1 protein-coding gene is annotated in these 495 nt (G+C 44.8%); it reads right to left on the minus strand.

Annotated features, from left to right (window positions below; genetic code table 11):
- The coding region (locus tag V5F77_RS29105; protein ID WP_429008516.1) for a hypothetical protein at positions 1–402 on the minus strand (402 nt) is incomplete at its 3' end.
- Positions 403–495: the final 93 nt, after the last annotated feature.

Below are 495 nucleotides of genomic sequence, written 5' to 3' on the forward strand. Positions count from 1 at the left end.
GATTTTCGCTGTGGCGTGAGTTCCCGAGACGTTCACCATGATTGCGATGGGCATTCCCGAACCGCAATATACGGATAAAGTCTGCCCGAGGGGGACTTTGACACCATCAAAACGAAGAGCGGAACTGACGTGGGCTGTGCGCTCAAAATCTTCAGCTACCGGGGTTGCAGAAACAGTAGAAAACATAGGTAGCTTGGTTGTAACCATTTTATCTGCGCCACGGGTCGGCGGATTGTTGAATAGGAAGTTCAGAATTCGAGCGACTTCTGAAAATGTCTCCGCATTAAGATGCCAAGCGTCATCATAACAGGACTCTACCCCGCTTTCACTCTCATCTCCAATTTCAGTGACTATTTCCATAGTATTAATATATAGATAATCGCCGTTATTGACAACATTCATGAACATATCGAAATAATTCGATCTTTCAGTAGGATTTCGTAAATGGGGGAGGACGCCGATGAGCAAAAAAATAGGCTCGCAATTATATTTTCG

Source organism: Roseixanthobacter psychrophilus, assembly GCF_043195195.1.
In the GTDB taxonomy this organism is placed as follows: Bacteria; Pseudomonadota; Alphaproteobacteria; order Rhizobiales; family Xanthobacteraceae; genus NCEH01.